The 23,191-nt window shown below is 63.4% G+C and carries 21 protein-coding genes and 2 pseudogenes; 14 read left to right on the top strand and 9 right to left on the bottom strand.

All coding sequences use genetic code 11. The features are described from left to right. Window positions 1-19: 19 nt before the first annotated feature. The 4 genes and pseudogenes from REH59_RS16650 to REH59_RS16665 form a co-directional block, all read left to right on the top strand. Window positions 20-700 (top strand): response regulator transcription factor, encoded by a 681-nt coding sequence (locus tag REH59_RS16650; protein ID WP_003248078.1) that lies wholly within the window; start codon window positions 20-22, stop codon window positions 698-700. Further along, complete coding sequence (locus REH59_RS16655) at window positions 678-2,069, top strand: sensor histidine kinase (protein WP_014859286.1); 1,392 nt, start codon at window positions 678-680, stop codon at window positions 2,067-2,069. Before REH59_RS16650 ends, REH59_RS16655 begins: the two co-directional genes overlap by 23 nt. 87 nt (window positions 2,070-2,156) lie before the next feature. Continuing rightward, window positions 2,157-2,303: pseudogene (locus tag REH59_RS16660) on the top strand (two-component sensor histidine kinase); the annotation flags it as partial. A gap of 87 nt (window positions 2,304-2,390) precedes the next feature. Further along, window positions 2,391-2,537, top strand: a pseudogene (locus REH59_RS16665) (two-component sensor histidine kinase); the annotation flags it as partial. Between the two features lie 129 nt (window positions 2,538-2,666). Here the strand turns inward: REH59_RS16665 and cysS are convergent. Further along, complete coding sequence (gene cysS, locus REH59_RS16670; protein ID WP_014861319.1) at window positions 2,667-4,049, bottom strand: cysteine--tRNA ligase; 1,383 nt, start codon at window positions 4,047-4,049, stop codon at window positions 2,667-2,669. A gap of 9 nt (window positions 4,050-4,058) precedes the next feature. Continuing rightward, a complete protein-coding gene (locus tag REH59_RS16675; protein WP_003248073.1) occupies window positions 4,059-5,762 on the bottom strand; it encodes a glutamine--tRNA ligase/YqeY domain fusion protein in 1,704 nt (567 codons plus the stop codon). Window positions 5,763-6,010: 248 nt separating this feature from the next. Here REH59_RS16675 and REH59_RS16680 point away from each other — a divergent pair, with 248 nt between their 5' ends. Both REH59_RS16680 and REH59_RS16685 read left to right on the top strand, forming a co-directional pair. After that, window positions 6,011-6,511 carry a peptidylprolyl isomerase gene (locus REH59_RS16680; protein ID WP_010953805.1) on the top strand — a complete coding sequence of 167 codons (501 nt, stop codon included), beginning with the start codon at window positions 6,011-6,013 and terminating at the stop codon, window positions 6,509-6,511. Then, the gene (locus tag REH59_RS16685) at window positions 6,508-7,230 is read left to right on the top strand and encodes a UDP-2,3-diacylglucosamine diphosphatase (protein ID WP_004576710.1); all 723 of its coding nucleotides are present in this window, start codon (window positions 6,508-6,510) and stop codon (window positions 7,228-7,230) included. Before REH59_RS16680 ends, REH59_RS16685 begins: the two co-directional genes overlap by 4 nt. An 81-nt stretch (window positions 7,231-7,311) precedes the next feature. Here REH59_RS16685 and REH59_RS16690 read toward each other — a convergent pair whose 3' ends face one another. After that, window positions 7,312-9,603 carry an acylase gene (locus REH59_RS16690; RefSeq protein WP_209019183.1) on the bottom strand — a complete coding sequence of 764 codons (2,292 nt, stop codon included), beginning with the start codon at window positions 9,601-9,603 and terminating at the stop codon, window positions 7,312-7,314. Between the two features lie 217 nt (window positions 9,604-9,820). On the opposite strand from REH59_RS16690, the gene REH59_RS16695 reads away from it, so the two are divergent. Further along, the gene (locus REH59_RS16695) at window positions 9,821-10,195 is read left to right on the top strand and encodes a hypothetical protein (protein ID WP_003248065.1); all 375 of its coding nucleotides are present in this window, start codon (window positions 9,821-9,823) and stop codon (window positions 10,193-10,195) included. A 36-nt stretch (window positions 10,196-10,231) separates the two neighbouring features. On the opposite strand, the gene REH59_RS16700 is transcribed toward REH59_RS16695, so the two are convergent. After that, on the bottom strand, window positions 10,232-10,420 hold the full coding sequence (locus tag REH59_RS16700; protein WP_003248064.1) for a hypothetical protein: 189 nt from the start codon (window positions 10,418-10,420) through the stop codon (window positions 10,232-10,234). Window positions 10,421-10,571: 151 nt separating this feature from the next. On the opposite strand from REH59_RS16700, the gene REH59_RS16705 reads away from it, so the two are divergent. From REH59_RS16705 to REH59_RS16720, 4 genes are all read left to right on the top strand, one after another. Next, window positions 10,572-11,030, top strand: coding sequence for a hypothetical protein (locus tag REH59_RS16705; protein ID WP_014861322.1), 459 nt, complete (start codon window positions 10,572-10,574; stop codon window positions 11,028-11,030). A 251-nt stretch (window positions 11,031-11,281) separates the two neighbouring features. Further along, window positions 11,282-11,662: a Mor transcription activator family protein gene (locus REH59_RS16710; protein WP_003248057.1), complete on the top strand. Its 381-nt coding sequence runs from the start codon at window positions 11,282-11,284 to the stop codon at window positions 11,660-11,662. Between the two features lie 65 nt (window positions 11,663-11,727). Continuing rightward, the gene (locus tag REH59_RS16715; RefSeq protein WP_012052541.1) at window positions 11,728-12,372 is read left to right on the top strand and encodes a DUF2589 domain-containing protein; all 645 of its coding nucleotides are present in this window, start codon (window positions 11,728-11,730) and stop codon (window positions 12,370-12,372) included. A gap of 74 nt (window positions 12,373-12,446) precedes the next feature. Beyond that, window positions 12,447-13,001 (top strand): DUF2589 domain-containing protein, encoded by a 555-nt coding sequence (locus REH59_RS16720; protein WP_014861323.1) that lies wholly within the window; start codon window positions 12,447-12,449, stop codon window positions 12,999-13,001. A 19-nt stretch (window positions 13,002-13,020) separates the two neighbouring features. Here REH59_RS16720 and REH59_RS16725 read toward each other — a convergent pair whose 3' ends face one another. The 3 genes from REH59_RS16725 to REH59_RS16735 are packed head-to-tail and all read right to left on the bottom strand — an operon-like array spanning window position 13,021 to window position 19,137. Beyond that, window positions 13,021-16,695, bottom strand: coding sequence for a translocation/assembly module TamB domain-containing protein (locus REH59_RS16725; RefSeq protein WP_128573791.1), 3,675 nt, complete (start codon window positions 16,693-16,695; stop codon window positions 13,021-13,023). Next, a complete protein-coding gene (locus REH59_RS16730) occupies window positions 16,692-18,434 on the bottom strand; it encodes an autotransporter assembly complex protein TamA (protein WP_029380664.1) in 1,743 nt (580 codons plus the stop codon). Before REH59_RS16730 ends, REH59_RS16725 begins: the two co-directional genes overlap by 4 nt. 52 nt (window positions 18,435-18,486) lie before the next feature. Further along, entirely contained in the window at window positions 18,487-19,137 is a 651-nt protein-coding gene (locus tag REH59_RS16735; protein WP_004576713.1) for a GNAT family N-acetyltransferase, read from the bottom strand. 162 nt (window positions 19,138-19,299) lie between these two features. On the opposite strand from REH59_RS16735, the gene xthA reads away from it, so the two are divergent. Further along, complete coding sequence (gene xthA, locus REH59_RS16740; protein ID WP_003248046.1) at window positions 19,300-20,112, top strand: exodeoxyribonuclease III; 813 nt, start codon at window positions 19,300-19,302, stop codon at window positions 20,110-20,112. Between the two features lie 40 nt (window positions 20,113-20,152). Here the strand turns inward: xthA and REH59_RS16745 are convergent, their stop codons facing one another. Continuing rightward, window positions 20,153-20,905, bottom strand: coding sequence for an anti-sigma factor family protein (locus REH59_RS16745; RefSeq protein WP_012052546.1), 753 nt, complete (start codon window positions 20,903-20,905; stop codon window positions 20,153-20,155). Further along, window positions 20,902-21,423, bottom strand: a complete 522-nt coding sequence (locus tag REH59_RS16750; RefSeq protein ID WP_014859966.1) for a sigma-70 family RNA polymerase sigma factor — start codon at window positions 21,421-21,423, stop codon at window positions 20,902-20,904. The genes REH59_RS16745 and REH59_RS16750 overlap by 4 nt, the downstream gene beginning before the upstream one ends. Window positions 21,424-21,547: 124 nt before the next feature. On the opposite strand from REH59_RS16750, the gene REH59_RS16755 reads away from it, so the two are divergent. Both REH59_RS16755 and REH59_RS16760 read left to right on the top strand, forming a co-directional pair. After that, complete coding sequence (locus REH59_RS16755; RefSeq protein WP_014859965.1) at window positions 21,548-22,600, top strand: catalase family peroxidase; 1,053 nt, start codon at window positions 21,548-21,550, stop codon at window positions 22,598-22,600. After that, complete coding sequence (locus REH59_RS16760) at window positions 22,597-23,130, top strand: cytochrome b (protein ID WP_003248038.1); 534 nt, start codon at window positions 22,597-22,599, stop codon at window positions 23,128-23,130. Before REH59_RS16755 ends, REH59_RS16760 begins: the two co-directional genes overlap by 4 nt. Window positions 23,131-23,191: the final 61 nt, after the last annotated feature.

Consider the following 23,191-nt stretch of genomic DNA (forward strand, 5'->3'; position numbering starts at 1 on the left):
TAGATGCCCAGGAACCAGCATGCCTCGCGTACTGACCATCGAAGACGACGCCGTCACCGGCCAGGAAATCGTCGCCGAACTGACCAGCCACGGTCTGGAAGTGGATTGGGCCGACAATGGCCGCGAAGGCCTGGCCAAAGCCATTGCGGGCGGCTACGACCTGATCACCCTGGACCGCATGCTGCCCGAGGTCGACGGCCTGACCATCGTCACCACCCTGCGCAACCTCAAGATCGCTACGCCGATCCTGATGATCAGCGCCCTCTCCGACGTCGATGAGCGGGTGCGCGGCCTGCGTGCCGGCGGGGACGACTACCTGACCAAGCCGTTCGCCTCCGACGAAATGGCTGCGCGAGTCGAGGTACTGCTGCGCCGTAACAGCGTCCCCATGACCCAGACCCGCTTGCAGGTTGCCGATCTGCAGCTGGACCTGATCAGCCACGAAGCGCGCCGCGGTGACAACACCCTCAACCTGTTGCCCACCGAATACAAGCTGCTGGAGTACCTGATGCGCCACAGCGGCCAGGTGATCACGCGGATGATGATTTTCGAGGAGGTCTGGGGCTATCACTTCGACCCGGGCACCAACCTGATCGACGTGCACATTGGCCGCCTGCGCAAAAAGATCGACTCACCCGGCCAGTCGCCGCTGATCCGTACGGTACGGGGCTCCGGCTATGCCATTGCTGAACCCGTCTAAAGGCTGGAGCTCTTCGACCAGCCGCCTGCTGGCGCTGTACAGCTTTCTGTTCGTGGCCTGGAGCAGCATCCTCATGGGGGTGCTGTACTTCGAGGTATCCAGCTACCTGAACAAACTCACCCGTCACTCCATGCTGCAACGCCAGCACCTGTTCGCCCACATGAGCGGCAAGCAACTGGACGACGCCCTGATTGCCAGCCAGGCCTTCGAGGAGCGCAGCTTTGACGCCTACGGCCTGTTCGATAGCCAGCTCAACCCGATTGGCGGCACCGTGCGAGCCTTGCCCCCAGAGCTCAGACTGGACGGCAAGATCCATGAATTGGAACGCTGTCTGGATGCCGACGACCCACGCATGCCCCGCGACAGCTGCGACGCGGTGGCAATCAAGGTACAGGATGGCCGGTGGCTGGTGCTGGTGCGTGACAATGGCTCGTTGTTCGTGGTTACCCGGATCATCCTGCACGCCCTGCTCTGGGGCATCTCGCTGACCCTGATCCCGGGTTTTGCCGGTTGGTACCTGCTACGGCGCAGGCCGCTCAAGCGTATACGGGCGATCCAGGCCCAGGCCGAACTGATCGTCGCCGGCGACCTGACCCACCGCCTGCCACTGTCGGCCCGTCGCGACGAGCTGGACATGCTTGCGGCGATCGTCAATGCCATGCTCGACCGTATCGAACGGCTGATGCATGAGGTCAAGGGTGTATGCGACAACATTGCCCATGACCTGCGCACACCGCTGACCCGTCTGCGCGCCCAGCTGTACCGTATTCGCCAGCAAAGCGACGTGGATTCTGCGCAAGCCGAAGCGCTGGACCAGGCCATCGGCGAAACCGACACCTTGATGGCGCGCTTTCGCGGGTTGTTACGCATCAGCGAGCTGGAAGACCGCCAGCGCCGCGCCGGCTTCGTCCAGCTTGACCCGCATGAACTGCTGGTAGAACTGCACGATTTTTACCTGCCATTGGCCGAAGATGGCGGCATTCATCTGCAATTGCACCAACCTGCGCAGCTACCGGCACTGCACGGCGATCGCGAGCTGCTGTTCGAGGCGTTGGCGAATCTGGTGGGCAACGCGATCAAGTTTACGCCCGAGGGTGGTCGGGTGCGCATAAGCGCCACGCTGGATGACAACGGCGTGCACATGGCGATCGAGGATAGCGGGCCAGGTATTCCCGAAGAAGAGCGGACGGCCGTACTGAAACGGTTCTATCGCAGCGATGAAGGCCACCGCCATGCCGGCTTCGGGCTGGGGTTGTCGATCGTGGCGGCAATCGTCGACCTGCATGGGTTCGGGCTGGAGATCGGCGAAAGCGAATTGGGTGGGGCCAGGCTGGTACTGCACTGCCCGCTTGCGGGTCTAGCGAAGTAAAAGCGGGGGCCGCTTTGCGGCCCTTCGCGGGCACGCCCGCTCCCACAGGGATAGCGCACACTTGAAATGTCGCGCCAACCCGTGGGAGGCCACCACCATGCCGGCTTCGGGCTGGGGTTGTCGATCGTGGCGGCAATCGTCGACCTGCATGGGTTCGGGCTGGAGATTGGTGAAAGCGAATTGGGTGGGGCGAGGCTGGTATTGCACTGCCCGCTTGCGGGTCTAGCGAAGTAAAAGCAGGGGCCGCTTTGCGGCCCTTCGCGGGCACGCCCGCTCCCACAGGGATAGCGCACACTTGAAATGTCGCGCCAACCTGTGGGAGGCCACCACCATGCCGGCTTCGGGCTGGGGTTGTCGATCGTGGCGGCAATCGTCGACCTGCATGGGTTCGGGCTGGAGATTGGCGAAAGCGAATTGGGTGGGGCCAGGCTGGTATTGCACTGCCCGCTTGCGGGTCTAGCGAAGTAAAAGCAGGGGCCGCTTTGCGACCCTTCGCGGGCACGCCCGCTCCCACAGGGATAGCGCACACTTGAAATGTCGCGCCAACCTGTGGGAGCGGGCATGCCCGCGAAGGGCTGCAACGCAGCCCCAGTTGCTTTAGTCAGCCAGGCGCCAGGTCGTCGTGCCCTTGCTGTCTTCCAGCACTACACCCATGGCGGTCAGCTGATCGCGAATGCGGTCGGACTCAGCCCAGTTCTTGTCCGCACGCGCCTGCAGGCGCGCCTGGATCAAGCCCTCGACTTCAGCCGCATCGACCTTGCCTTCGGCACCGGCACGCAGGAAGTCATCGGCCTCCAGCTGCAGCACACCCAGCACATCACCCAGCTCGCGCAGTCGACCGGCCAGGCCAGCAGCAGCCTCCACGTCGCTGTCGCGCAGGCGGTTGATCTCGCGCACCAGGTCGAACAGAACGGCACAGGCTTCCGGGGTGCCAAAGTCGTCGTTCATCGCCACGCTGAAGCGCTCGACAAACGCTTCGCCACCCTTGGCCGCCACCCGTGGCAGGCCGCGCAGGGCGTGGTAGAAGCGCTCCAGCGCGCCCTTGGCGTCACGCAGGCTGTCTTCCGAGTAGTTGATCGCGCTGCGGTAGTGGCTGGCCACCAGCAGGTAGCGCACCACCTCCGGGTGGTACTTCTCGAGCACGTCGCGGATGGTGAAGAAGTTGTTCAACGACTTGGACATCTTCTCGCCGTTGATACGGATCATGCCGCAATGCATCCAGGCGTTGGCGTACTGCTTGCCGGTGGCCGCCTCGCTCTGGGCAATCTCGTTCTCGTGGTGCGGGAACTCCAGGTCGCTGCCGCCGCCGTGAATGTCGAAGCTCTCGCCCAGGCAGCAGGTGGACATCACCGAGCACTCGATGTGCCAGCCCGGGCGACCCGGGCCCCATGGCGATTCCCAGCTTGGCTCGCCCGGCTTGACACCCTTCCACAGGACGAAGTCGAGCGGGTCCTGCTTGGCTTCGTCGACCTCGATGCGTGCACCGATACGCAGGTCTTCGATCTTCTTGCGCGACAGCTTGCCGTAGCCGACGAACTTGCCGACCCGGTAGTACACATCGCCATTGCCTGGCGCGTAGGCGTACCCTTTGTCGATCAGGGTCTGGATCATCGCGTGCATGCCAGCGATATGGTCGGTGGCACGCGGCTCCTGGTCCGGCGGCAAAATGCTCAGGCGGCGCTCGTCTTCGTGCATCGCGTCGATCATGCGGGCAGTGAGGGCGTCGAAGGTTTCGCCGTTCTCGTTGGCCCGATTGATGATCTTGTCATCGATGTCGGTGATGTTGCGCACATAGGTCAACTCGTAGCCGCTCTTGCGCAGCCAGCGGGTGACCAGGTCGAACGCCACCATGCTGCGGCCATGGCCCAGGTGGCAGTAGTCGTACACGGTCATGCCGCACACGTACATGCGCACCTTGTTGCCATCCAGCGGCTTGAAGACTTCCTTGGTTTTGCTCAGGGTGTTGTAGATGGTAAGCACGGCGGTTCCTCAGCTGCCCCAGGAGTCACGCAGGGTGACAGTGCGGTTGAACACCGGGCGGCCCGGCTGGCTGTCTTTCAGGTCGGCGCAGAAGTAGCCTTCACGCTCGAACTGGAAGCGGTCCTCGGGCTGCGCCTGGGCCAGCGACGGCTCGGCACGGCACCCGCTGAGTACTTGCAGCGAAGCCGGGTTGATGTTGTCCAGGAAGCTGCCGCCCTCCTCGGTCTTTTCCGGGTTCGGCGAGCGGAACAGGCGGTCGTACAGACGCACTTCGCACTCGACGCTGCCCTCGGCCGGCACCCAGTGGATCACGCCCTTGACCTTGCGGCCTTCCGGGTTCTTGCCCAGGGTGTCCGGGTCGTACGAGCAACGCAGTTCGACGATATTGCCGTCGGCGTCCTTGATGGCTTCGTCAGCACGAATCACGTAGCTGCCGCGCAGGCGCACTTCACCGGCCGGTTCCAGGCGCTTGTAGCCCTTCGGCGGCTCTTCCATGAAGTCGTCGCGGTCGATGTACAGCTCGCGGGAGAACGGCAGCACACGCACGCCCATGTCTTCCTTCGGGTGACGTGGCAGCTCAAGCTGCTCGACCTGGCCTTCCGGGTAGTTGGTGATGACCACTTTCAGCGGGCGCAGCACACACATCGCGCGTGGCGCGGTGCGGTCCAGGTCGTCACGGATGCTGAACTCGAGCATCGACATGTCGACCACACCGTCGGAACGGTTGGTGCCGATCATTTCGCAGAAGTTGCGAATCGAAGCCGGCGTGTAGCCACGGCGACGGAAGCCGGACAAGGTCGACATGCGTGGGTCGTCCCAGGCGTCGACGTGCTTCTCGTCCACAAGCTGCTTGAGCTTGCGCTTGGAGGTAATGGTGTAGTTCAGGTTCAGGCGGCTGAACTCGTACTGGCGCGGGTGTGCCGGCACCGGCAGGTTGTCGAGGAACCAGTCGTACAGCGGACGATGCCCTTCGAACTCAAGGGTGCAGATCGAGTGGGTAATGCCCTCGATGGCGTCCGACTGGCCGTGGGTGAAGTCGTAGTTGGGGTAGATGCACCACTTGTCGCCGGTCTGGTGGTGGTGGGCATGGCGAATGCGGTACAGGATAGGGTCGCGCAGGTTCATGTTTGGCGAGGCCATGTCGATCTTGGCCCGCAGCACACGCTCGCCGTCCTGGAATTCGCCAGCCTTCATGCGGGCGAACAGGTCGAGGTTTTCTTCCACGCTACGCTCGCGGAACGGGCTGTTCTTGCCCGGCTCCTTGAGGTTGCCGCGGTATTCCTTGGCTTGCTCAGGGGTGAGGTCGCAGACGTAGGCCTTGCCGCGCTTGATCAGCTCGACCGCCCAGTCGTGCAACTGGTCGAAATAGTCGGAGGCATAGCGCACGTCGCCGGCCCAGTCGAAGCCCAGCCACTTCACATCGCTCTGGATGGCGTCGATGTACTCCTGGTCTTCCTTGGCCGGGTTGGTATCGTCGAAGCGCAGGTGGCAGACGCCGCCGAATTCCTTGGCCAGGCCGAAGTTGACGCAGATCGACTTGGCGTGGCCGATGTGCAGATAACCATTGGGCTCCGGCGGGAAACGGGTGACGATACTGCTGTGCTTGCCCGAGTCCAGGTCGGCCTGGATGATCGGCCGCAGGAAGTTCGCAGGGACAGCGGGGGCGCCTTTGGCAGCGGCGTTGGGCGCGTTGTCGGCAGTGGGCTTGCTCATAGGATCCTTGAATGCGTGTGTCCAGCCTGGGTAGGCCGATTGAATCAAAGGGCCTATCATAGCCGAAGCAGTCAAGCTGCTGACAGCCGCGCCCGGACAAACTGATGTGATTTATCACGGCTTTTTGCCGCAGCCTGGCAAAATGGCCAGTGCGCGCCATGTGTCGCGATCGCCTGATCCTGCGTCTGGTGATAACCCGCGCCCTGCGCACCCCAATTTCTGATTGCCTTGAAAGAGCGAGTTTCAGCATGTCCAAAGTCAAACTGAGCACCAACCACGGCGACATCGTTCTGCAATTGGACGCCGAGAAAGCGCCACTGACTACCGAAAACTTCGTTCAGTACGTCAAGGACGGCCACTACAATGGCACCGTGTTCCACCGTGTGATCAAAGGCTTCATGATCCAGGGCGGCGGCTTCGAGGCCGGCATGAGCCAGAAGAAAACCCGCGCCAGCATCCAGAACGAAGCCGACAACGGCCTGAAGAACAAGAAGTACAGCATTGCCATGGCCCGTACCATGGAGCCGCACTCCGCCTCGGCGCAGTTCTTCATCAACGCCTCCGACAACGACTTCCTCAACCACAGCGGCAAGAACGTGCAAGGCTGGGGTTATGCCGTATTCGGTGAAGTGATCGAAGGCCGTGAAGTGGTCGACGCCATCGAAAAAGTGGCCACCGGTTCCAAAGCTGGCCACCAGGACGTACCGAAGGACGACGTGATCATCGAGAAAGCCGAGATCATTGAGTGATTCTGCTGATCTCTGATCTGCACCTGCAAGAAGAACGCCCGGATATTTCCCGGGCGTTTCTTGATCTGCTAGACGGCCGCGCCCGCCACGCCAAGGCCCTGTACATCCTTGGTGACTTCTTCGAAGCGTGGATTGGCGACGATGCCATGACGCCCTTCCAGCAGTCGATCTGCCAGGCCATGCGCCGGCTCAGCGACAGTGGCACGGCCATCTACCTGATGCATGGCAACCGTGACTTCCTGATTGGCCAGGCCTTCTGCGATGCCGCTGGTTGCACCTTGTTGCACGACCCCAGCGTGATCGAGCTGGGCGGTGAACAGGTGCTGCTGATGCATGGCGACACCCTGTGCACCCGCGACCTGGGCTACATGAAGATGCGCCGCCTGCTGCGCAATCCGCTGAGCTTGTGGATCCTGCGCCACCTGCCGCTGTCGGCCCGCTACAGGCTGGCGCGCAAGCTGCGCAATGAAAGCCGTACACAAACGCGGATGAAGTCCACTGAGATTGTCGACGTCACGCCGGAAGAAGTACCCAAGGTGATGGCGGCGCATGGCGTGCGCACCCTGGTGCATGGCCATACCCATCGGCCGGCGATTCACAAGCTGGTGGTCGACGGCCAACCGGCACGGCGTATCGTGCTGGGCGACTGGGATCGCCGCGGTTGGGCCTTGCAGGTTGACGAGCAGGGCTTTCAGTTGGCGCCGTTCGAGTTTTCCTGACATTACAGGGTCTCGCGGGCAAGCCCGCAGGCCCCTGTAGGAGCGGGTTTACCCGCGAATGGGCCGGCGCAGGCTGACGCCTCAGGGCTGGCTGACTACCGCCCCCTTGTCCCGCTCACTGATCACCACTTCTCGGTACTCAGGGTCTGCCTTGATCTGCGCCTCGGTAAACGGGATCAGCGCCAGCTGCTTGGCCGCAAATGCCTTGGTCTGGTCACTGGCATGCGCCGAAGACTTTTCACTCGACTGGGAAAACGCAAGCAGGCCACGGGCTTCTGGCCCCTTGTCGGTAAAGCTGACCAGTTGCAGGTAGCTGGTGCCACTCACCACCAGCCGCTTGCCCTGCCCGTGCGGCACGCTGTAGATCGCGTTGTACACCCCTAGCGCCTGCGGGCCGCCCGGTACCGGCGTACCATCAAGGGCCTGTTGCACCTGCCCCCAGCGCGCTTCCCCGGCCACGCCACTTTCACTGACCTGCTTGAGCGACGCCAGTGCTGCCTGATGTACCAACCTGCTCACCGCCGCCTGCTCGACAGCCAGGCCGCGCGGGGTGTGCTGCGGGTCGGCCGGGTTGAATGCCACTCGCCAACTTTCCGGGTGCTCGGCCAGTGCATTGAACAGGTTCTGGAAGTGCACCAGGCCCATACCACTGTCGAGGTCGGCCTTGCCGTTCCAGGCGGTCAGGCTGCTGCACACAGCCTGCACATCTGCGCTGGCACCCTTGCACCATTGCAGCAGGTCTGGCAACACCAGGCTGGCCAGGTACACCTCGTCATCGGTGACCATGCGCTGCAGTTCATCTACACCTAACCGGGCTTTGCCCTGCAAGCGCTGCAAGGCAAAGCGGCCACGCATGCCCAGCGGCTGATCATTACGGCTGACCAGTGGAGAGTAGCCGGTCAGCGGCTGCGCCGGGTTGGCCATCCAGGCCGGGTCGTTGGAGTTCTGAACGAAGTCTCCACGCTCCAGGCTTGGCAGCAGCCGCGCCGGGAAGATGCCCGGTTGCGCCGCCTGCGCGTCAACCTTCCACTGGCAGGCGCTCCGCGAGCCATCCAGCACCACCAGGCGCCCTTGTGCCTGCGGGTTGCTGCAGGTATCCAACAGTTGCTGGTCAACATAGGGCACTACCGACTGGTTCAGGTACAAGGCCCGCCCTCCCTCGTCCACGGCCAGCGTGTTGACCCAAGGGATACCTTGCAACTGCTCGACCGATCCCTTCAATGCCGCCAGGCTGTCGGCTCGGTTGATCTGGTACCACTGCTGCAACACCCGTGAGTTCTCGAGGTTGGCGTCTCGCACGCTGTAGGCCGCCTGCGCATCCCAGTCCAGGCGGCCTGGCCATTGCACCACCGGGCCGAACTGCGAACTGTAGACCGGCCGCTCAACCTGGCTCAGGCTGCCATCCGTGCCTTTGACCGCGACACGGATGGTTTGCCGGGCCATCGGCAGCGACTTGCCATCGAGCACATAGCGGGTCGGGTCTTTGGGGTCGAGTTGCAGGCGGTAGAGCGTGAAGTGCTTGGAGGTGTCGACGGTGTGCGTCCACGCCAGGTGCTGGTTGAAACCGATGTTGACCACCGGCAGGCCCGGTAGCGCCGCGCCCATCACATCAAGCTGGCCGGGAATGGTCAGTTGCATCTGGTAGAAGCGCATGCCGCCCATCCACGGGAAGTGCGGGTTGGCCAGCAACAGGCCGCGGCCATTGGCTGAACGCTGCGCGCCTACTGCCACCGCATTGCTGCCGCGCTCCGCGGCGAACCGCTCCTGCCGGGCCAACGCGCTGGCAAAGCCCGCGGATGATTGCTGACGGGCCAGCGTTGGCGGTTGCGCCCCTGCCAACGCCTCAACGAACTGCCCGACACCGCCCTCGGCCAGTAAACGGCGGGTCAGTTTGACCAGATCCTGGCTGCTGATGGGCCGCACCCACTCACCATCGCCACACTCGGCGGGCAGCCCTTGACGACGGCGTTCGACCAACGCCCGGTTGTAGCCGCTGGCGTATCCCGCCAGCAACGCCTGCACCGGCGCGGGTTGCGCCTGCAGGAAGGCATCGACCGCCGCTGAGCTATTGAGCCAGGTGAAGAACAGGTCGCTGGTCAGGTTGTCACGCTGCTCCAGGGTCTTGCCCTTGGCGCCGAAATAGCGTGAGCGCTCACCGCTCACGGTCAGCACTTCATTGGCGAGCAGGCATAGGTTGTCCTGGGCGTAGGCATAGCCGACGCCATAGCCCAGGCCACGCTCATCCTTGGCCACGATATGCGGTACGCCGTATCGGGTATAGCGGATCTGGGCACTGGCGTCGGCTATCGCGGGCTGCGCCTGCACACCGACGCTGAAGGCCACCAGGGCAGCGGCCAGGCCGGCGCAAGTCATGGGACGGCAAAGTGGAAACACGGGCACTCCTCGGGTTCGGGGGTCATCCCGATCAGACGAATGGCCAGATGAATATTTTACGTATTACAAGGCGATGGAACGTCTTGATGAGAAACAGGCATTTTTTTCACGAATGGGTTGCAGTTTTTGCGTTCTCATTCGTCCTAGTAAGTGAGCCACCCACATTTCGGGTTCGTCCACGAAAAGGAGCATTCGCATGTACAACCCGCAAACCTCGATCCAGGCCGGGCGCGCGCCAGGCAAAGCGTCCAAGGAACAGGACGTATTTGCTGAAGAACGAATCGGCAACGAACAGATCCGCGAGCTGTTGCGCACCTTCGGCCTGCGCACCAGCCTGATCCGCCTCAAGGTTATCGATGCCTTGCACGCCGCCGACCGCAATGGCCGCAGTATTGGCGTACGCGGGGTGCACGCACAACTGGAACAGCTGGATATCCCGCTGTCGTTCCTCAGCGTGCGTGAAGTGCTCAAGCGCCTGTGTACCGAAGGCGTCATACAACTGGGTAGCGACAAGTGCTACAGGCTCAACCCCCAGGCGCGCGCCGTACTGGAGCAAACACCCTCGCGCTGAGCGCATGGCCGGCCATACCTGGCCGGCCCGCGCAGATCAGGGCTTGACCTTGCGCCGCAGAATGCCGTTGATCACCACGACCACCACGGCAATGGCGATGGCCAGCATCTGGAAGGTCTGCTCACTGATCGTGCCCTGCTTCTGCAGGTGGGACAGGCCCAGCATCAGGCCCAGTACCACCAGGATGATCAGAAGTGAATATTTGAGGCGCTGCACGTGTGTCATCGAATGTTCCTTGCAACATCAGGGGCAAATGGCTCGCAACGAGCCGCGGCAATGATACAACGGTCACCGCCCCCGGCGCTGGATTTCCTGCTGGGTGGGGTGACGTCAGCCTGAAAGCATGGGGCTTCCTAGCACCCACGCCGGAGGCACCATGTACAAACCCCTGTTGTTCGCATCGCTGTTACTGACCCCGCTCTCGCTTCATGCACTGGACACCCAGCAGACGCCGACCGAGCACCTGCTCGAACTGGGCCGCGAGTTGGCCACCCATGCCGGTGCCAGCCAATGGCAACAACTGTGGCAACGCGTACGCCAGGCCGGTTACCTGCAGACCGAAACTGCACCGGTACATTTCAGCGTGCCCACAGCCCGCTTGCCCGACCTGGCCCGACAAACGCTGGCGCAGGCCGACCAGGCACAGCCTCTGAATCAGACCCAGGTACTGTACCGCCGCCACTTTGCCGACCAGGTCATCGGCCAGCGCAACGGCCAGCCGTTGCACGCGCTGTGCCTGCTGGTCGATTGGCGCACGTTGCCGCCGGGCATGCGCGCCACCCCTCAAGCCTATCTGGGTAGCGCCAGCTTGCTGAGCAGCTACCCGTGCGATTGAGGGGTGCCGCACCCGCTCCGCATCATCGCGAGCGACCCGACAGGAAACCAGGAAGCACAGCCAGATGTCGACGCCATTTCCTACAGCGCCAGATATCGCTGCCTGCAAATCCTGTTCACCGAAGCTACAACCCCCAACCCATATGCCGCCTAGCGACGCGCCTCGGCTGTCGCACAGAATTTGCTCACACCTTCGACATAACGCCGCGGGTGATCGGGTCGCACATCCCATCTACCCCGAAGGAGCGCCATATGCAAATGCCAGATTTGAGCCAGATCGATATCAGCCAACTGCCCCACTCGCTGCAGGCACTGATCGACTGTATCGGCATCGAAAACGCCTACCAACTGACCTGCGCCTACGGCGGCAGGCCCAAGTACATCCCCAAGCACCGCGAGCGCACCAAGCTCGCTGACGTGCTGCCGGCCGAAGCGCTCGACGCACTGATCAAGCGCTTTGCCGGGGTCGCCCTGGAGATCCCCAAGGCTGACCACTTTCTGCGTCAGCTGCGCAACCAGCAGATCCAGAAGGAAAGCGCCAACGGTTTGTCCCGCAGCCTGCTGGCCAACAAGTACGGCCTGAGCCTGCGACAGATCGGCAACATCCGGCGCCAGGAGCTTTGCACGCGCTGACGCCCGGACACCTTGGCTGCTATTCGCGGCGGCCTTACCCCACTAGATAGAGCGAGCTTCCCGATATGTCGTTAGATAACAGCCTTATAGGCTCCGTGATCAATGCCCTGCCGATGGACCGCATGATCGCCGGTCCCTTGCAGGCCATGGTCCAGGCGCAGGTCACCGCCAGCAAATCCTACGCCGACTTCCTGATGCAGGTATGTGTCCAGGATGGCAAGGCAGTAGCCATCCAGTTCGACTACGACGAAACCATCGTCGACGAACAGGGCGAATACAAAGGGGTGGTCAGCAAGACCATGAAAGTGCCGCTGATGGCGGCCATTACCCACCCGAACATTTCCATCGAAGAGGGTAATGTTGAATTCGAGCTGGTTATCAACCAGATGTCGGAAGATGTTTCCAACAAGGACATGAGTGCAGAAGCTACCGGCTCACTGGGATGGGGGCCGTTCAGGCTTAACGTGAAAGGCAGCGTGAGCCACAAATCCACGCAAACCCGTAAAACAGACACCCGTGCCCGCTATGCCTTCAACACGACCCTGAAGCGTCAGGAACCGCCCGAAGCGATGATGAGGGTAATCGAGTTCCTCACTGACGCCGCAACCAAGCCAACCATTGTCCGAACCGCCGCACTGGAAAGCCCGGACGAAATATCCCAGGCGGACACCTTGAAACGGGCCGCGCCTGCAAACCTACCGACCCCGTAAAACGCTAGCGCTTGACCCATAGCCCCTCCTGCCGGTAGCCGGAGGGGCACACCCTGGCCTGAGGAGTCGAATCGTTGCAAAAGCCCCCCGCCCCCATGACCTCCATTGACCTGCGTGAAATTACCCGCGGCCTGCAAGAAGCCGCCAGTGCCACCAACAGCCTGATTGCCCAGCAGTACATCAACCTGTTCGACCAGTTTTTCGAGTGCGACACAGAAGCGCTGGGCGCCCCCATGAAAGCCAAGATGGTCGAGGTGGCCATGGATGGGCAGCACATCATGCGCGTCCCCCTGTTTGCTCTGGTGTCACCGAAAGGCCTGGCCCTTGAGCGCATGCAGGTCGACCTGTCGGTAAGGGTCAAAGGCACCGAGGCGCAGCAGGCACTGCTGACCGCGAGCGAGAGCAAGGCCGCGAGCTTCAAGGTCACCATTGGTGGCCAAGGCCGCCAGGGCGAAAACCGCGACCCCGACGAAGTGCAGATCCGCATGCAGTTCCAGGCGAGCGAACCGCCAGAGGCCCTGAACCGGTTGATCGAGGAATACACCAACCTGATCGTCCCGGTACGCGCCACCGCTCCACCGCCCTCACCCGACACCAACGAGTTCATCGAGGCGGCCACCGTCCGTTGATGGCCGCCACGCTGCGGGCCTAGAAGTCGCGCTTGTAGAAGATGTCCAGAGAGCTTGCCAGCCCACTGGCGGCCTCGAGGTAAACCTTCTTGCTCAGCTTGTAACGCAACGCGATCGTGTTGGCCGGTTCGAACACGCCCACCCCGTAACGAAGGCTGAGTTTCTCGGTAAGGTTACCGCTGGCGACCACGCTGGTGCTGTTGCCAGAACCTTCGGTATCCAGCTGAAAGTCGTCGATCCCCAGGCTCGACGCCAGGCTGCCGGTTATGCCGGCGCTCCCGGCAAGGCCCAGGCCCAGGGCCGCCTCGGCGAGCATGTTGTTATCTTCGCCGGTATTGCCCAATGGCCGCCCCAATACCAGGTACGAAAGCGCCTGCTCCTGGCTCATGGCCGGCTCCGAGAACACTTTGGTCGTCGGCTGCTCGGCGCTGCCGCTCAGGCGGATGCCGGCTATCACATCGTCAACCTTGCGGATCGCTTCGATGTCCAGGTATGGCTGGTCAATCGGGCCGGCGAACAGCAGACGCGCCCGGCGTATGGTGAGGCGCTGGCCGTAGGCACGGTAGCGGCCGTCTGCCAGGCTCAGTTCGCCACGGGTATCGAGGTTATCGCCGATGTGCACATGACCCAGCAGGTTGGCAGTCAGCCCGAAGCCGCTGAACGACAGCTTGTCGCGGCCGACTTCGACATCGATGTCCATGGCCATTGCCATGGGTGGTTTGCTTTCCTCGGTCTGGTGACCGACGATTACCGTGTCATCCGACACCTTGACCGTGGACGGCGGCAGCTCTCGTACTGTGATCTTGCCCTTGGGCACCTGCACCTTGCCGGTCACCGCCAGCTTGTCATCGATCAGGCGCAAGGTCAGGTCCGGGGCAACTTCCAGTGTGGCGTAGGGCTCGACCGCGACCGGCAGTTGCTGGCCTTGCAGACGCACGTCCATGCCCAGTGCCTGCCCCCAGGTGAGGTTGCCGCTCAACTGGCCACGTCCCGCCTCGCCACTGCGCCAGTTACCGTTGAGCTGCACTTGCTCGCCGGCAATCAGCGCCTGCAATGACAGGTCCTGAAGGCTGGCCGGCAGCTCGGCGCCACTGACTTCGCCACCGCTGAGCATCAGGTTGCCGTTGACCTGAGGTGCCAGCAAGGTGCCTGAAAGCCGACCACTGCCATTGAGCTGCCCGGCCAGGCGTTCGACCATGGGCACGAACGGGCGGGCCACCGACAGATCCAGCCCGGCCAGGCGGAAATCACCCGACAACGGTTTGTTCTTGCCCAGCGGATCGAGCCGGGCGTTGACGTTCAGCTCACCCAGGCGCTCACCGCGAAACGCCAGGCGCGTATCGATGCGCCGCGGTGCCAGCGTGCTGTCCAGGCGCAGGGCCTGGTAAGGGAAATCGACCCAACGGCCTTTGTCGCGCACGCGCAAGGTGCCGCCACTGGCATCGACAACGACAGTGCCCTTGGGGCCGCTGGCCGGGATATCCAGGTTGATATCGGCATTGAGCAGGCCTTGCCAGGCAAAGTCCTTCGGCAGCCACTGGGCCAGGCTGCCCAGCGGGAACTGCTTGAGGTGGTAGCGCAGGCGCGGCTCGGGGGCCAGCCGCTGGTCGTCGCCACACAGGCTGGCCTGGCCGGAGCGCCAGCAGTGGGCCCCGAAGTCAAGCTGGCCGCTGGCCAGCCGCTGCAGGCGTGCGGGCGCCTGCAACTGCCAGTCCTGGCCACCGGCCTGGATGCGGCCAGTGGCCAGGCGCCCGCGCCAGTCACCTTTGTTCAACTGGCCATCCAGGCCAAGGTCGAGCTTGAGCTGCGGGCCATCCAGCGCCAGGGTCAAGGCCTGTTGGCGAATGTCGCCTTTGCCGTTGGCCTGCAACGTGCCCAACGCGGTATCACCCAGGTGGATACCGGTTGCCTTGAGCCCGACTACACCGCGTTGCGCGTTGTCCAGGCGGGCATCCAGGTCCAACTGCTGCAGGCGGTTTTCGCCCTGAGCCAAGCGCTGGCCCTGCAGGGTGAGCGTACCTTGCGGGGCCTGCAAGGTGCCGGCGACATCCAGCCGGCCCTTGACCCCGCCTTGCAGCCTTGGCCACAACTGGCCCAGGCGCGGCAAGTCAAGGTCGATTTGCCCCGCCAGGCGCTGTTGCACGCTGCCACTGCCGTTGATGCGGTTGTCACCCAGCTGGATAGCCAGTGCGCCCAGGGTCCAGCTTTGCCCTGCCCCTTGGGCCTCGGCCTTGAGCATGGCTGGCTGGCCACGCAGGCGGCCTTTGAGGTCAAGCTGGGCATCGAGGGTAAGTGCATCGCCTTTCAGTTCGCCTTTGCTGCGCAGTGGCCCCGCCAGGGTACCGGGCAGCTCGGCCAGCCAATAGGCAGGGTCGAGCGCGGAGAGCTGCAGGTCGACATCCCAGGCCAGGGTGTCGGCAAAACGGACGGCGACACTGCCGGCTGCCTTGCCCTGGCCGGCGGTCAGCGCCAACTGCGGCAGTTTCACCTGGGTGAGGTCACCTTCGAACGGGCTGGCCAGGCTGAACGCTCCTGCCGGGCCGTCCAGGTCCCCCGTGAAAGTCCCCTGGTAATTGCCATCACGATAATGCACCTGGGTATTGAAGCGCTTGAGGGTGACCTCGGGCGGTGTCTCCAGTGGGTACAGACGCAACCACGGGAAGTCCTGCCAGTCCAGCTGCGCATCGGCGCTCAGGCCTTGCTGCCAGTCAGCCGTGGCTTGCAGCTTGACCCGTTGGCTGTCGCTGGCGGTCAGGTCCAGGGCATCGAGCCTGGCGCCTTTACTGTCAACCAAGCCGGACAGAAGCAAGGCGATCGGTGACTGCTCGGCCGGCAGGCTGGCCCTGCCAGACAGTTGATAGCCATCGAGCAGATCGCCCTTGGCATCGAGCTCGAGCGCGTTCAATTGCAGGGTGTCAGGCAACGCACCAGCCGGCTTGAACGCCTCGGAGCGGATGTGCAAGGTCGCCGGCAGGTGCTCGGCCAATGCCTGCAACTGCCCGCTCAATGTGGCATCGAGGTAACCACTGCTGGTGCCGGCGAGCTCCAGCGTCTTCTGCAATTGGCCATTGGCCGTCAATGCCAGTTGCCAGGGTTTTTCGTCTACCGCAGGCAACTGTAATTGCGCCTGTAGTGTTACCGGCCAGTCGCCTTCGGGTTGCAGGTCACCCTGCAGGCTCAATTGCAGGTCGTCGCGCAGCAGCCGCAGGCTGTCGATGCGTATCCCGCTGTTGGTCCAGTGCGCAGCCAGTTGCAAATCGCCAAGCAGGTCGCTGCCATCCAGGCGCAGCTGCCCGACCTTGACCTCACCCAGTTCGATGGCCAGCGGCAAGCGCAGGGTCGGCAATTGCAGCGGGGCACTCTCGGTCGGTTCGGTGCTTGGCGCAAAGGCCATGTCAATGCGGTCTGCCTGCAACCGGTCAATGCACAAGGTAGCGCGCAGCAAGCAAGCAGGCGACCAGGCCAGCGACGGCGCCTGCATCTCTACCTTGCTGCCGCCGTCGGCCCAGGTCAGCCGGCTGGCCTGCCAACTGCCCGCCAGGCGACCCTGGAAGTCGGCCACTTCAAGCCCGGGCACCTTGCCCAGTGCCCAGCGGCTGCCGGCCTGGGTACCCAGCAGCAAGCCGAGCACCAGGCCCATGCTCGCGACGCCCCCCAGCAGGCCCAGTGAAGTAAATTTGATTACGCGTTTCACAGCTCGGGCCCCATGGAAAAGTGCAGACGAATGCCCCCTTCGTCATCCAGCGCCTTGGCCAGGTCCAGGCGCAGCGGCCCGACCGGCGATACCCAGCGCACACCAAAGCCGACACCGGTCTTGAGGCTGGGCAGCTCCAGGTCATTGAACGAGTTGCCTTGGTCGACGAACGTCGCGACCCGCCATTTTTCGGTCAGCGAATACTGGTACTCGACACTGCCTGCCACCAGGTAGCGCCCGCCAATACGGTCACCGTCGCTGTTCTTAGGCGACAGGGTCTGGTAGTCGTAACCGCGCACACTCTGGTCGCCACCCGCGAAGAAACGCAGCGACGGCGGAATGTTGTTCTTGAAGCCATTGGTCGCACTGCCACCAAACTGTACGCGCCCGAGAAAGCGATGGTTGTGGCCGAGCGTGGTCAGGCCTTTGAGCAATACGTTGCCGTGCAGCAGGTTGGTGTCGGAAACCAGCCCTTCCTTGGCACCTTGAACATCGAACTGCAGGCGATAGCCATTGTGCGGATCGATGCGGTTGTCACTGCGCAGGAAGGAATAGCTGACGCCTGGCATCAGCAGGTTGCTCAAACCGGAGTCGTCACCCAGGCGATATTCTTCGCGTTGGTACTTGAGCGAAATCACCCGCTGCCAGCCACTGGGCAGCTTGCTGTGCCACTCGGGGCCGACCGTCAACAGCTTGCTGAGCGTGTCGGTGCCGGCAAGCTCCTCGTTCTGGTAGCCACCGGCAAAGCGCAGCTTGTCGGTCAGCGGCGGATCAAGCGGAATGTCATACCACAGGCCGACGTTCTGGCGCGGGGCCGACAGTTCGGTTTCCCAGCCATAGCTGTGGCCTTGTGGGTTGACCCAGTGGCGGGTCCAGTTGGCCTTGCCGCGCGGCCCGACGTCGGTCGAGAAGCCCAGGCCAAGGCCCATGGTGCGTGGTTTACGGGTTTCCAGGTGAACATCCACCGGGACTTCTTCGCCCACAGCAGCAGTGGGTGCCGCATCCACACGCACGCCTTCGAAATAGCCGCTCGATTGCAGGTCGTTGTTCAGTTCCGCGATCAGTTCCGAGTCGTAAGGGGTGCCCGGTTTGAACGAAACCATGCGCTGCAGCAGGTCCTCGTCCAGCGGCGCGTCGCCACCGAAGGTGACGGCGCCCAGGCGATAACGCGGGCCACTCTGGTAGACCAGTTCGATATCCGCCACACCCGCTTGTGGGTCAACGGCCAGGCGCTGGCTACTGAAGCGTCCACTGAAGAAGCCATAGCGCGACGCCTGGTTCTGGATCAACCGCTTGGCATCCTCGTAATGGCCGTGATTGAGTTGTTCACCCGCACGCAGGGCCTTGCTGTCAGGCACGCGGAAGGCCTTCATCTCGCTGGCAGGGCCCTCGATGCGCACGGTCACGTTGCGCAGGCGAATCGGTTCGCCCGGGTTGATGCTGATGATCAGTTGCGGGGGATGGTCGGCGTCGCTGGCAGGCTTGACCTCAGTATCGATCTGCGTTTGATAGTAGCCAAGTGCCTGCGCCGCTTTGCGCGCCTGCTCCTCTGCCCCGCGACTGAAGCGTAAAAGTGCTTCTTCGTCGCGGTCACCCAATGTGCCTATATAGCCTTCGACATTGGCCTTGAGCGCCTTGTTGGCCGGTTTCACCTTCACCAACAACTCGCTCTGGCCCCATGCTGCGAAACTGGCGACCCAGAATACCAGGCCCCAGGTCAATCTTCCTGAATACGTCATGCGGCGCATGCTACCAGAGCCAGGCGCTCAAGGGAGCCGCCCGGCGGCCTGTTCAGGCAAAAGCGGGTTTTGAAGAGACTGGATTAGGATGAAAGAACACCCTCTCTCGGATTGGTCCTACAGCTACTTCACCAATTTCCTCATAACCCTGACGCTGGTAAAAAGCCAGGTAGTGCTCGTTACCGGTGTCCAGCACCACCCCTTGGGTGCCTGGGTCTTCCGCGCACCAGTCGTGCACAGCTTGTAACAATTGCTCGCCGTAGTGCTTGCCCTGAAACTGCGGGTGCACCCCCAGCAAAGGCAACACATGCACCTGGTCAGTGGGCAGACAGCTGGCCAATGCAGCCTGGTAGTCCATGTAGCGCCGCGTACAGCGCAGGCCGGTACCCAGCATCATGCGCAGGCGCCAGGCCCAGCTGTCGGCCACGCCCAGCCGGCGCTGCGGCGGCACGATCAGGGCCAGGGCAATCAGGCGGTCCTCGACCAGCAGGCCGATGGCGGGCAGTTGCAGGTAGAAGTGCTGGCGCACCCATTCGCGCACCATCACCCGCAGGCGCCGCTCATACCCGGGGCGCTGGGCTTCGAAGATGTAGGCGAAGGTGGGCTCGTGGCGGTAGGCGTTGTACAGCAGCGAACGTGCCTCGCGGCTGTAACCATCGTCGAGCAGGCAGACACGGGCCGGGGCGGCTGTGGTTTCGGGCATTGCGGGCAGACCTCCTGGAATGGGCGTTCAGTGCCTTGGAGGTGCCCCAGCGTGCTTCGTTCACCCCCAACAGCACGTTAGCAGCAGGCTCGCCTGGCCGCCATGCTGGTGATGCAGGTCGATGTCGGCTAGCATCGCGCCTTTTACCGGGATTGTCTTTCCATGAAGATCGTCTGTTTCAACATCAACGGCCTGCGGGCCCGCCCGCATCAGCTGGCGGCGCTGATCGAAAAGCACCAGCCGGACGTGATCGGCCTGCAGGAAACCAAGGTCAGCGACGATCAGTTCCCGCTGGCCGACGTGCAGGCACTGGGTTACCACGTGCACTACCATGGCCAGAAAGGCCACTACGGCGTGGCCCTGCTGTCGCGCCAGCCGCCGCTGAGCCTGCACAAGGGCTTTGCCACCGACGAAGAGGATGCCCAGCGCCGCTTCATCTGGGGTACCTTTGCCGATGCCAACGGCAGCCCGATCACCATCATGAACGGCTATTTCCCCCAAGGCGAAAGCCGCGACCACCCCACCAAGTTCCCGGCCAAGCAGCGCTTCTACAGCGACCTGCAGGCACTGCTGGAAAGCCAGTTCCGCAACGACCAGCCAGTGCTGGTGATGGGCGACATGAACATCTCGCCGCAAGACTGTGATATCGGCATTGGCCCGGACAACGCCAAACGCTGGCTGAAGACCGGCAAGTGCAGCTTCCTGCCGGAGGAGCGTGAGTGGATGGAACGTTTGAAAGGCTGGGGGTTGGTAGACAGCTTCCGCCACCTGTACCCGGAGGTGACCGACCGTTTCAGCTGGTTCGACTACCGAAGCCGCGGCTTCGAGGACGAGCCCAAGCGCGGCCTGCGCATCGACCTGATCATGGCCTCGCAGCCGCTGGTGCCGCGCATCAAGGCAGCGGGCGTGGACTATGAGCTGCGCGGGATGGAAAAGCCGTCGGACCATGCGCCGATCTGGCTGGAGTTGAGCTGATTCGGGTAACGGGCCCAAGGTGCACACCTTGGGCCCACACTCACAACCCCAACCTCAACGCCTCCCCCACCCCCGCCCCACGCACATCGTCCGCCGCGCTGACCAAGGCAAAGTTATAAGCCCCATGCGACCAGTACCGCGCCTCCAGCTGGCCATCGACCCGCTGCCCGTCCGGCATGCGCCGATAAAGGTCGCCCGGCGAGCGCAGGAACAGGCTGATGCGCTGGCCCTTGCCATCTTCGAATACCAGTAATGCAGCCGGCCCCTGCTCGTTGCTGAGCAAGCGGGCGCCCACCGGTTTGAAGCCATACCCCGCCAGGTCCGGTAACTGGCCCACCCGGCTGAAATGGCGGCCCAGCCAGTCACGTAACTGCCCAGGATCACTGGCCTGGATATCCAGTGCTTCACTGCTGGCGAACAAACGGTGCGCCTGAACAGCATCAGCCATGGGCAGGTCGACCCGCGCCAAGGTTGCATCGCGCACTTGCCAGCCGCCCAAGCCCCCCACACCCAACGCCAGCATCACCACCGCCGCCGCCGCCCAACGCCGCTGCCGACGCTGGCGCAATTGCCGACGCAACTGGCCAAGGTCCAGCTGCGCCGCACCGGGCAGCTCGCCCAATCCGGCCAGCGCTGTGCGCAGCCGCCGGGCATCGGCGCGCCAGCCTTCCACCCGTGCCGCAGCTTGCGGGTTGGCCGCCAGCCAGGCCTGCACTTCGGCCCGGCGCACAGGTTCCAGGCGCTCATCGACGTAAGCGTGCAATTCGTCATCGCTGGGGATCAGGCGCTTCATTTCAGTCTCCGCAAGGCCGGGGGCTGGGGGTTGCCCTCGGTCAGTTCGCGCAAGGCATTGCGCGCGCGCGACAGGCGCGACATCACAGTGCCGATGGGGATGCCCAAGGCCTGGGCGGCCTCCTTGTAACTCAAGCCTTCGATGCTGACCAGCAACAACAAGGCACGCTGCTCCGCCGTCAGCCGGGCAAACGCCTGCAGGTCGGCCTGTGCCAGGACGATGGTTTCGAGGTTGTCACCGACCGGCTCATCGTCGTGCTCGTTACGGCCGAACCAGGACAACCAGCGCGCATGCAATCGCTCGCGGCGCTTACCGTCGAGGAACTGTCGATAAAGGATGGTGAACAGCCAGGCACGCAGGGCATCAGCGTCCCGCTGCTGGTCGCGACGGCTCAGGGCCCGCTCGACCGTGGCCTGCACCAGGTCGTCGGCGCTGCCCGGCTCGCGGGTCAGCCACACGGCAAAGCGGCGCAGGCGGGCCAGCAGCTCGTGCCACTGGTGGTCGTCCAAATCATGCATGGCTAGGTCCCGGCCTCTGGGGTTGTCAGTGTAAAGGGCAGACGCCTGTGAACACATTCTATTCCCGATGAGGGAATAACTTTTTCTCTGACACGTCGTACTGGCACCTTCACTGAACCGGACGATGACCATGAACACACCCTTGCACGGCTCGGCCAAAGCCTTGCGCCTGGCCGCCATTGGCGGCGTGCTGCTGGCCGCAGGTGCCGGCTTTGCCTATGCCGCTGGCTGGCTCGGCGCCCCCCGACTGACGCCACAGCGCATCATCGACACCTTCGAAGCCCAGGCCGGGCATTACCCCGGCTACCGCAAGAACCACGCCAAGGGCTTGTGCGTGAGCGGCTACTTCCAGGCCAGCGGGCAGGCCGCCAACCTGTCCACGGCGCGCGCCTTCAGCCAGCAACGGGTGCCGGTGGTGGGCCGTTTTGCCATCGGCGGCGCCAACCCGTTCGCCCCGGATACGGGTATACCCGTACGCAGCCTGGCGATTGAGCTAAGCACCGACGATGGCCAGGTCTGGCGGACCGGCATGAACAACCCTCCGGTGCTGGCAGTCAGCACGCCGCAAGGGTTCTACCAGCAAGTACTGGCGAGCGCACCAGACCCGGCAACCGGCAAACCGGACCCTGGCAAGCTGCAGGCGTTCTTCGCCGCTCACCCGGAAAGCGCGGCGTTTCGCCAATGGGCGGCGGGCTACAAACCCAGCGACAGCTTCGCCAACACGCAGTACCACAGTATCAATGCCTTCCGCCTGATCGACGCAGCGGGTGCGGCCCACCCGGTGCGTTGGCAGCTCGAGCCACAAACTGCATTTGCGGCATTACCCGCGCAGGTTGATGACAAGCAATTCCTGCAACACGACTTGCAGCAGCGCCTTGCCCAAGGCCCGTTGCGCTGGACGCTGCGCCTGGTACTGGCCGAACCTGGCGATGCCGTGGACGACCCTGCCCGGCCGTGGCCCGCCGAGCGGCGCAGCGTGGACGCTGGCACTCTGGTACTGGAACAGGTAGACGCCCCCGAGCAAGGGGCCTGCCGCGATCTCAACTTCGACCCGCTGATCCTGCCCCGCGGCATAGAGGCGTCAGCCGACCCGATCCTCGCCGCCCGCTCGGCCGCCTATTCCGAATCGTTCAACCGCCGTAGCCGCGAATCGCTCAGCACCGGAGCCAAGCCATGAAACCTCAAGCCTTCCACCCTTTCGCCCGCGTGTTGCACTGGCTGATGGCCGTGCTGATTCTGGCCATGCTGTTCATCGGCGTAAGCATGGTCGCCGACCTGTCGCTACGCCACCCGGTGCTGATCAGCCTGCACAAGGCCACCGGGCTGGCCCTGCTGGTGCTGGTGGTACTGCGCATTGCTGTGCGCCTGACCCTACCTCACCCGCCCCTGCCGAACGATCTGCCAAAACTGCAGCGCTGGGCCGCCGGAGCCTCGCATCTGCTGCTTTATGGCCTGATGCTGGCCATGCCGCTGCTGGGCTGGGCCATGCTGTCGGCAGGCGATTACCCGCGCCCGCTCGGCTTGCCCGCCATCGCCCCCCACAACCTGCAGCTATATGCTGTGTTGCGCCAGGCCCATGGCTGGGCCGGCTACCTGCTGTTCGCCACGGTGCTGGTGCATGTGGGGGCCGCTTTGATGCATGCGTGGGTGCGTCGCGACGGTGTGTTGCGTAGCATGTGGCCTGGCCCCTTGCACCGCAGCGAGTGAACGGTAGCAGCACGGGGTTCGACAATCGATAATGATTCCTAATAATATCGGTTTTGTTTGC

The sequence above is a fragment of the Pseudomonas sp. BO3-4 genome (assembly GCF_034044115.1).
In the GTDB taxonomy this organism is placed as follows: domain Bacteria; phylum Pseudomonadota; class Gammaproteobacteria; order Pseudomonadales; family Pseudomonadaceae; genus Aquipseudomonas; species Aquipseudomonas alloputida.